We start from the raw sequence: 8,954 nt of genomic DNA, 5'->3' as shown, positions 1-8,954 counted from the left end.
AGGTTACTACGCGTCTCGTGGGCTCGGAGATGTGGATAAGAGACAGGGGCCGGTCAGGTCGGCGCCGGGCGGCGAGCCCCACCCCGCCGCCCGGCGCCGACCTGACCGGCCCGCTGAACTTCCTCATCGTCGGGGTGGACACCCGGGTCACCGTGCCCGGCTGGGAGCCGCACGCCGACGCGGTGCTGGTCATGCACGTGGATGCGGGGTTGAAGCAGGCATACCTCTTCTCGCTCCCCCGCGACCTGGTGGTGGACATCCCGGCCTACCCGAAGGCCGGCTACCCGGGCGGCCGGACCAAGCTCACCCACGCGATGAGCTACGGCAGCCGGGTCCCGGGCGACAAGGCCCACCCGAGCACCGCTCAGGGGTACGAGCTGCTGCGCACCACCGTCAGCCGGTACACCGGGCTGCGCATCGACGCAGGCGCGGTGCTCACCTTCTTCGGCTTCGACCGGCTGGTCGACGCCCTCGGCGGGGTGGACCTCTACGTCGACCAGCGGGTCGCCTCGATCCACCGGCGCCCGGACGGGCAGTACCGGCCACACACGGCCGGCGGGTACACCGGGCCGCAGATGGTCTACGAGAAGGGCAACCGGCACCTCAACGGCTGGCAGGCGCGGGACTACGCCCGACAGCGCTACATCGCCGGGGGCGACTACGCCCGGCAGCGCCACCAGCAGCAGCTGATCCGGGCACTGATCCGCAAGATTCTCGGTCAGGGGCTGGCCCGGGACCCGGACCGCGTCGAGCAGGTGGTCCGCACCCTCGGCAAGACCATGGTGTACACCGGCGGCGAGCGGCGGCTGGTCGACTTCGCGTACGCCCTCGGCGGGATGCCCGCCGACGGCCTGGTCCTGGTCGGCCTCCCCGGCGACGCGGTCGGCAAGGGAGGCGCCTACCAGGGCGAGCAGCTCCGCCCCGTGGGCCGCCAGTTCCTCGCCGAACTCCGCGCCGGCCGCGCCGAGCAGTTCCTCAAGACCCATCCCACCGTGCGGGTGCGGACCTGACTCAGAGCGGCTTCGGCTCGGCGGGGCGCTCGGTGCCGTAGAGCCAGGCGTCGAAGAGCTTGTCCAGCTGCTTGTTCGAGACCCGCTCGGCGAGCGCCCGGAACTCGGCGGTGGTGCCGTTGCCGTTCTTCTTCTCCTCCGCCCAGGTGCGGAGGATGGTGAAGAAGGCGGCGTCGCCGACCGCCACCCGCAGCGCGTGCACGGTCATCCCGCCGCGCTGGTAGACCGACTCGCCGAACAGGTTCGCCACCCCCGGCTTCCCGGGCGGGGTACGCCAGACCTGCCCGGACGCCGCCGCGTACCGCAGGTCGAAGGCGCGCTGGACGGTGGACTCGCCGGTGTGCTCGGCCCAGAGCCACTCGGCGTACGTGGCCAGCCCCTCGTTGAGCCAGATGTCCTGCCAGCGCTGGAGCGCGACGCTGTTGCCGAACCACTGGTGGGCCAGCTCGTGCGCCACCACCCCGGTGTCGTCGCCCTGGCGGAAGAACCCGGCGGAGTAGACCGGCCGGGTCTGCGTCTCCAGCGCGTACCGGATCCGGTCGTCGGCGACCACCACCCCGCCGTACGCGTCGAACGGGTACGGCCCGAACACGCTCTCCAGGTAGTCGGCCACCTCGACGGTCCGCTCGATCGACCGGTCCGGGGCGCCCTTCGCCACCTTGGTGGTGACCGCGCTGAACACCGGCCGTCCCTGGTGCTCGCCGGTGGTGACCCGGAACTTCCCGATCACCACCGTGCTGAGGTAGCTGGCCATCGGCGCGCCCTCGGACCACGACCAGGTGGTCCAGCCGCCCCGGGTGGTCCGCCCCTTCGGCACGCCGTTGCTGACCGCGGTCAGTCCCTTCGGCACGGTGATCTCGAAGTCGTAGGTGGCCTTGTCCGACGGGTGGTCGTTGACCGGGAACCAGGTGCTCGCCGACTCCGGCTGGCCGAGCGCGATCGCGCCGTCCGAGGTGTGCAGCCAGCCGCCCTCACCGAGCACCTCGTTGTCCAACGTGGTCGGCACGCCGTCGTAGAGGACCTCGGCGACGAAGCCGTTGCCGGAGCTGAGCCCGGTCGCCGGGGTGACGATCAGCTCGTCGGCGGCGCGGGCGTGGGCGGCCTGGACGCCGTCCACGGTCACCGAGCGGACGGTCAGCCCGGCCAGGTCCAGGTGGAACGCGGACAGGTTCGCGGTGGCGGTGGCCCGCACCGTGGTCGTACCGGTCAGTCGGTCCTTCGCCGGGTCGTAGCGGACCCGGACGATGTAGTGGGCGACGTCGTAGCCGCCGTTGCCGTAACCGGGGAAGTAGGGATCGCCGGCGCCGGCGGCACCGGGTGCGAAGGTCCGGGCCGTCGTCGGGGAGGCCGGCGTCGGCGTCGGCGCGGTCCGCTCCGGGCCGGCCGAGCCGCAGCCGGCGAGCAGCAGCGTTCCCACCACCAGCAACCCGAGGCGCCGTCGCACGCCCCGCCGCGTCAGCGTCATCGTCTCGACCCTCCCGGGAACGACCGTGGGCGGCCCGGCCGCTCCGCCCGCGGCAGCCTACCGAGCGGCCCGCGGGCTCGCGGGCCCGCGTCAGGGCAGCGCCGGCGCGGTGCCGCCGACGAGCCAGGCGTCGAGGAGCGCGAGCAGCGGCCGGCCGGCGGCCCGTTCGGCGTACGCGACGAAGTCGGCGGTGGTGGCGGTGCCGTCCCGGCGCTCGGTCGTCCAGCCGCGCAGGATGCGGAAGAAGGTGTCGTCGCCGACCGCGCGGCGCAGCGCGTGCACGGCCAGCGCCCCCCGCTGGTAGACGGCGTCGCCGAACATCGCCGGCCGGCCCGGGTCGACCGACGGCCGGGTCCAGTCGGTGGCCGCGTACTGGGTGGCGAAGCTCCGGGCCAGGGTGCGGCCGCCGTCGTGCTCGGTCCAGAGCCATTCGGCGTACGTGGCGAAGCCCTCGTTGAGCCAGATGTCGCTCCACCGGGCCACCGAGACGCTGTCGCCGAACCACTGGTGGGCCAGCTCGTGGGCGACCACCTCGGTGTCGGGCCGGCCGCCCCGGAAGAAGCCCGGCCCGTAGACCGGCCGGGACTGGGTCTCCAGGGCGTACCGGATGCGGTCGTCGGCGACCGCGATGCCGCCGTACGCGTCGAACGGGTACGGGCCGAAGCGGCTTGCCAGGAAGTCCACGATCTCGCCGGTGCGGGCGAGCGAGGCGGCGGCCGGCCCGTCCGCCGGCAGCCCGGCGGCCACCGCCGTGACCATCGGCTTCCCGGCGTGGCTGCCGGTCGACACCCGGTAGTTCCCGATCACCAGTGTGGTCAGGTAGCTGGCCATCGGCGAGCCCTCGGACCAGCTCCAGGTGGTCCATCCGTCCCGGCTCGCCCGGGACCGCAGCACCCCGTTGCTCAGCGCGGCGAGCCCGTCCGGGACGGTCACCTCGATGTCGTAGGTGGCCTTGTCGGAGGGGTGGTCGTCGACCGGGAACCAGGTGCTCGCCGACTCCGGCTGGCCGAGCGCGATCGCGCCGTCCCCGGTGGCGTGGAAGCCGCCGCTGCCCAGCTCGCCGCTGGGCAGCGGCTGCGGCACCCCGGCGTACGTCACCTCGGTGGTGAAGGACTTCCCGGACGCCAGACCGTGGGCGGGGGTGACGACGAGTTCGTTGCCGTCGCGGCGGTGCCGAGCCGGTGCGCCGTCGACGCGGACCCGGTCGACGGCGAGGCCGGCGAGGTCGAGGTTGAACCGGGACAGCCCGGCGGTCGCGGTGGCGGTGATCGTCGCCTCGCCGGTGAGCCGGTCGCTGCCCGGGTCGTAGCGGACCTTCAGCCGGTAGTGCGCGACGTCGTACCCGCCGTTGCCCGCCCCGGGCACGTACGGGTCCCCCGCGTCGGCCGCCCCGGCCCGGAACCGCCTGTCGTCGCCGCGGGTACAGCCGCCCGTCAGCAGCGCCACGACCAGCGCCGCCGCGTACCACCGCCCGCGCGTCACCCGCCGAGCGTAGAGGCGCGACGGCGCGGGTGGGACCGGAATCCACACCCGCGCCGTGGTTCGCTCGCGTCGCCTCAGCGGTCGAGGACGAGGCCGACCTTCTGGAACTCCTTGAGGTCCCGGTAGCCGCACTTGGCCATCGCCCGGCGCAGGCCGCCGAAGAGGTTGAGCTGGCCGTCCGGCTCGTCCGCCGGGCCGAAGAGGAGCCGCTCCATCGAGCCGAGCGGCTCGCCGGCCACCTCGAACGCGCCCCGGGGCAGCGACGGGTGGCTGGCGGCGGAGTGCCACCAGGCGCCGCCGGCGGGGGCCTCCTCGCAGAGCGAGAGCGCCTCGCCGAGCATCACCGCGTCCGCGCCGCAGCCCAGCGCCTTGGCGATGTCACCGGAGGTCTGGATGTCACCGTCGGCGATCAGGTGCACGTACCGGCCACCGGTCTCGTCCAGGTAGTCCCGGCGGGCCGCCGCCGCGTCGGCGATCGCGGTCGCCATCGGCACCCGGATGCCGAGCACCGACTCGGTGGTGGACCAGTCGTCGCCGCCGATGCCGACGATCACGCCGGCCGCGCCGGTCCGCATCAGGTGCAGCGCCGTCTTGTAGTCGGTGCAGCCGCCGACGATGACCGGCAGGTCGAGGTCGGCGATGAACTCCTTGAGGTTGAGCGGCTCGTCGGTGGTGGAGACGTGCTCGGCGGAGACGATGGTGCCCTGGATGACCAGGATGTCCACGCCGGCGTCGAGGATCACCGGGGCGAGCGCCAGGGTGTGCTGCGGGGAGACCCGGACGGCCACCGTGCCGCCGCCAGCCCGCAGCTCGCGGACCCGCTCGGCGATCAGATCGGGACGGATCGGCTCGGCGTACACCTCCTGGAGCCGCTTGGTGGCGCGGGCGTCCTCGTCGAGGCCGGCCAGCTCCTCCAGCACCTTCGCCGGGTTCTCGTACCGGGTCCAGAGGCCCTCGACGTTGAGCACGCCGAGACCGCCGAGCTGGCCGAGCCGGACGGCGGACGAGGCGCTCATCGTCGCGTCGGAGGGGTGCCCGACGCAGGGGATGCCGAACTGGTACGCGTCGAGCTGCCAGGCCGTGGAGACGTCGTCGACGTCCCGGGTCCGGCGGCTCGGCACGATGGCGATGTCGTCCAGGTGGTAGCCGCGCTGCGCGGTCTTGCCCAGCCCGATCTCGACCACGTCACGCATGGGGACTCCAGGTGTTTGGGGGTGTTGGTCAGCGGGAGTGGTAGTTCGGCGCCTCGACCGTCATCTGGATGTCGTGCGGGTGGCTCTCCTTGAGGCCGGCCGCGGTGATCCGGATGAGCTGGCCACGCCGGTGCAGCTCGGGGATGCTCTCCGCGCCGACGTAGCCCATGGCGGCCCGCAGCCCGCCGATGAGCTGGTGGGCGACCGCGGACAGCGGGCCCCGGTAGGGCACCTGACCCTCGACGCCCTCGGGGACCAGCTTGTCCTCGGCGAGCACGTCCTGCTGGAAGTAGCGGTCCTTGGAGTAGGACTTGCCCTGGCCGCGGGACTGCATCGCGCCGAGCGAGCCCATCCCCCGGTACGCCTTGTACTGCTTGCCGTTGATGAAGATCAGCTCGCCGGGGCTCTCCTCGCAGCCGGCCAGCAGGCTGCCGAGCATCACCGTGTCGGCGCCGGCCACCAGGGCCTTGGCGATGTCGCCCGAGTACTGGATGCCGCCGTCACCGATGACCGGCACGCCGGCCGGGCGGGCGGCGCGGGCCGCCTCCATGATCGCGGTGATCTGCGGCACGCCCACCCCGGCGACGATCCGGGTGGTGCAGATCGCGCCCGGGCCGACACCCACCTTGATGCCGTCGGCACCCGCCTCGACCAGCGCCTTCGCGCCGGCGTACGTGGCCACGTTGCCGCCGACGATGTCGATGGCGACGTCGGCCTTGAGCTGGCGGACCATGTCCAGCACGGCCCGCTGGTGCCCGTGCGCGGTGTCCACGATGAGCACGTCCACGCCCGCGTCGACCAGCGTGCGGGCCCGCTTGTACGCGTCCTCGCCGACACCGACCGCGGCGGCGACCCGGAGCCGGCCGGCGGAGTCCTTGGTGGCGTTCGGGTACTGCTCGCTCTTGGTGAAGTCCTTCACCGTGATCAGGCCACGCAGCCGGCCCGAGTCGTCGACGATCGGCAGCTTCTCCACCTTGTGCCGGCGCAGCAGGTCGAGCGCGTCGTCCTTGCTCACCCCGACCGGGGCGGTGATCAGCGGCGGACGGGTCATGATCTCGCGGACCGGGGTGGCCGGGTCGGAGACGAAACGCATGTCGCGGTTGGTGACGATGCCGACCAGCCCGCCGTCGGCGTCCACCACCGGCACGCCGGAGATGCGGTACCGCCCGCAGAGCTCGTCGACGTCCCGGAGGGTGTCGTCCGGGCTGGCGGTGACCGGGTTGGTGATCATGCCGGACTCGGAGCGCTTCACCAGGTCGACCTGGAGCGCCTGGTCCTCGAGGGACAGGTTGCGGTGCAGCACCCCGATGCCGCCCTGCCGGGCCATGGCGATCGCCATCCGGGCCTCGGTGACGGTGTCCATCGCGCTGGAGAGCAGCGGCACGGTCAGCTCGACGTTGCGGGTGAGCCTCGTACGGGTGTTGACCCGGCTGGGCACGACGTCCGACTCGCCCGGCTGGAGCAGCACGTCGTCGAAGGTCAGCCCGAGCGGCACCACCCGCGCGGAGCCGGCGGGCAGCTCCGGCAGGTGACCGCCCAGCTCGCCGTTGTCGGCGCCGGCCGGAAGATCGGTGCTGGGCGAATTTTCCACGATTGCTCTCCTGAGCTGCTCGGACGGGCTTCAGCGAGGCGGCGCGCGCGGGCACCGGCGCACGCCAAGGTGACGGCGCGTCGCTTCATCGTACCCATTGAGCTGGCCCGGCCCCGGCAGCGGCAGCGCGGCCGGGCGGCGCCGCCGTGAGCGCCGGGGGCGGACTTCCCCCGCCGGTTGGGACTACGGTGAGGGGGTGCACGACGAGCCCATCGACCCGTTCAACGGCGACCCGGCCGATCCGACCGCCGGGCTGCAGGATCCGCGCGAGGACGACCCGCTGGACCCGCTGACCGAGGTCGAGCGCCAGGACGTCCTGGAGGATCTCGCCGACCTGGAGATCTACCAGGCCCTGCTGGCGCCGATCGGGGTGCGCGGGCTGGTCATCGAGTGCGAGGACTGCCGCGAGCCGCACTACTTCGACTGGGACCTGCTCCGGGGCAACCTGCGCCACCTGCTCAGCTCCGGCCGGCCCCGGGTGCACGAGCCGGCCTACGACCCGGACCCGGACCACTACGTCACCTGGGACTACGCCCGCGGCTACGCCGACGGCGTGCACGACACGCTGACCGAGGGCACCGAGGAGGACGACGCGGCGGACGCCTGAGCCGCCGGGCCGGGCCGGCGGTAGGGCGGCTCAGGCGACCAGTCCGGCCCGGAAGCCGGCGGCCACGGCGTGCGCCCGGTCCCGGGCGCCGAGCTTGCGGAACAGCCGCCGGGCGTGGGTCTTGACGGTGTCCTCGGAGACGAACAGCTCCCGGCCGATCTCCGCGTTGCTCTTCCCCTCGGCCATGCCGAGCAGCACCTGGAGCTCCCGTTCGGTCAGCCCGACAGAGGTGCGGCCGCCGCGCGCGCCCGACCCGGCGCGCTGCGGGCCGCCCGCCGGCGCGGGTTCCGGCTCGGCCTCGTCGTCGCCGCGCTGCACCGGCACCACGGTCGGCACGCCGCCTGTTCCCTCCCCCGGGACCGTCGCCCAGCCGGACGCCGGCCGCCCCGGCGCCGCGGACCGTACCGGCCCGCCGACGGAGGCGGCGTCCCGGGCCGGGTCGGTGACCCGGTGCCGGGCCGGTCGTCCGGGCGCGGCGAGCAGCAGCAGCGCCTTGGCCACCGCGCTGGTGAGGTCGTGGTCGGCGCCCTGGATCAGCCCCCGCGCCCCGGCGCTGATGGTGGCCGCGGCCGCCTCCGACTCCTCGGTGCCGAGCAGCAGCACGGCGGCCTGGGGCGCCCGGGCGAGCACCCGGCGCACGAAGCCGGCGCTGTCCGGTCGGGTGAGCGCGGTGTCGGCGAGCACGACGTCCACCGGACGCTCGGCGAGCCGCAACATCACCTCGGGATCGGAGACGGCGGTCCGGACGATCGCGGACAGTCCGAGTCGGGCCGCCGCGGAGGTCAGCTGCTGGGCCGCGGTCGGTGTCCGAACGCACACGAGAACGGTACGCACAGTGGTCTCCTCTCCGACTCAGAGCAGACCATGGCCGAGTCGCGTCGCGAGGAGGTTCCGGGCAATCATCCGAACTTTTCTGGCAGATGGGGCATATGCCGCGAGTTGTCCGAGGTTTTCGATCACAGATGTGTGAGCGCGGGAAAGCCCGGGTACCGAGACGCCAGGCCGGAACCGGTGCGCCTGCGCGGACCGCCGCCCGGTAGCTGGCCATGAAGGATTCTCCGCGGTGCCGCGCGGGAGGAGGGGTGCTGATGTCGAACGTACGTAGACTGCCCGGACCCATCGTCGATCTCTGGGACTGGCAGCGGCTCGGTGCCTGCCGGGGCCGGGACAGCGCCCAGTTCTTCCACCCGGACGGCGAGCGTGGCTCGTCGCGGCTGCGGCGCGAGTCCGGCGCCAAGGCCGTCTGCCGGGCCTGCCCGGTACGCGCCGAGTGCGCCGCGCACGCCCTCGCGGTCCGCGAGCCGTACGGCGTGTGGGGCGGGTTCAGCGAGTCCGAGCGGCTCCGGCTGCTCGCCCTCGGCTGGGAGGACCTGGCCGACCGCCGGCAGAGCCGGGTCGACATCGCCCGGCTGGAGGCCCGCCTCGGCCGGCCGCACAAGTCGGCCGTGCCGGACCAGCGCAAGATCGCCTGACCCGACCCACCGCGACGACACCGACGACCGACGCCGCGCCCCGCCCCGGGGCGCGGCGTCGACGCCTCTCCCGGGTCCGCGGGGATGTCGTCGGCGTCGGCCGAGCGGACCGGGGCCGGTGCGACCGGCTTCCC

At 73.7% G+C, this 8,954-nt stretch carries 8 protein-coding genes; 3 read left to right on the top strand and 5 right to left on the bottom strand.

The window, feature by feature from the left end; translation table 11 throughout:
• A partial coding sequence (locus DKT69_RS19510; protein WP_109802962.1) for an LCP family protein occupies positions 1 to 1,010 on the top strand: 1,010 nt, incomplete at its 5' end.
• Between the two features lies 1 nt (position 1,011).
• On the opposite strand, the gene DKT69_RS19505 is transcribed toward DKT69_RS19510, so the two are convergent.
• The 4 genes from DKT69_RS19505 to guaB form a co-directional block, all read right to left on the bottom strand.
• The gene (locus DKT69_RS19505) at positions 1,012 to 2,475 is read right to left on the bottom strand and encodes a M1 family metallopeptidase (RefSeq protein WP_201749743.1); all 1,464 of its coding nucleotides are present in this window, start codon (positions 2,473 to 2,475) and stop codon (positions 1,012 to 1,014) included.
• Positions 2,476 to 2,565: 90 nt separating this feature from the next.
• Positions 2,566 to 3,957, bottom strand: coding sequence for a M1 family metallopeptidase (locus DKT69_RS19500; RefSeq protein WP_109802954.1), 1,392 nt, complete (start codon positions 3,955 to 3,957; stop codon positions 2,566 to 2,568).
• Between the two features lie 74 nt (positions 3,958 to 4,031).
• Positions 4,032 to 5,150, bottom strand: coding sequence for a GuaB3 family IMP dehydrogenase-related protein (locus tag DKT69_RS19495; protein ID WP_109802953.1), 1,119 nt, complete (start codon positions 5,148 to 5,150; stop codon positions 4,032 to 4,034).
• Positions 5,151 to 5,178: 28 nt separating this feature from the next.
• Positions 5,179 to 6,741, bottom strand: a complete 1,563-nt coding sequence (gene guaB, locus DKT69_RS19490) for an IMP dehydrogenase (protein WP_109802952.1) — start codon at positions 6,739 to 6,741, stop codon at positions 5,179 to 5,181.
• 196 nt (positions 6,742 to 6,937) lie between these two features.
• Between guaB and DKT69_RS19485 the strand changes: the two genes are divergently transcribed.
• Positions 6,938 to 7,348, top strand: a complete 411-nt coding sequence (locus DKT69_RS19485) for a DUF5319 domain-containing protein (RefSeq protein ID WP_109802951.1) — start codon at positions 6,938 to 6,940, stop codon at positions 7,346 to 7,348.
• A 30-nt stretch (positions 7,349 to 7,378) separates the two neighbouring features.
• Here DKT69_RS19485 and DKT69_RS19480 read toward each other — a convergent pair whose 3' ends face one another.
• Positions 7,379 to 8,182, bottom strand: coding sequence for a helix-turn-helix transcriptional regulator (locus DKT69_RS19480; protein ID WP_109802950.1), 804 nt, complete (start codon positions 8,180 to 8,182; stop codon positions 7,379 to 7,381).
• Between the two features lie 254 nt (positions 8,183 to 8,436).
• On the opposite strand from DKT69_RS19480, the gene DKT69_RS19475 reads away from it, so the two are divergent.
• A complete protein-coding gene (locus DKT69_RS19475; protein WP_109802960.1) occupies positions 8,437 to 8,820 on the top strand; it encodes a WhiB family transcriptional regulator in 384 nt (127 codons plus the stop codon).
• Positions 8,821 to 8,954: the final 134 nt, after the last annotated feature.

Source organism: Micromonospora sicca (assembly GCF_003172935.1).
GTDB classification, from domain to species: domain Bacteria; phylum Actinomycetota; class Actinomycetes; order Mycobacteriales; family Micromonosporaceae; genus Micromonospora; species Micromonospora sicca.
This window is presented reverse-complemented; position numbering and strand designations above follow the sequence as displayed.

Bases quoted from the DNA above. Each gene is read 5' to 3' on its own strand.
- DKT69_RS19505 (WP_201749743.1), bottom strand. From the start codon at position 2,475: ATGACGCTGACGCGGCGGGGCGTGCGACGGCGCCTCGGGTTGCTGGTG.
- DKT69_RS19495 (WP_109802953.1), bottom strand. From the start codon at position 5,150: ATGCGTGACGTGGTCGAGATCGGGCTGGGCAAGACCGCGCAGCGCGGC.
- DKT69_RS19475 (WP_109802960.1), top strand. From the start codon at position 8,437: ATGTCGAACGTACGTAGACTGCCCGGACCCATCGTCGATCTCTGGGAC.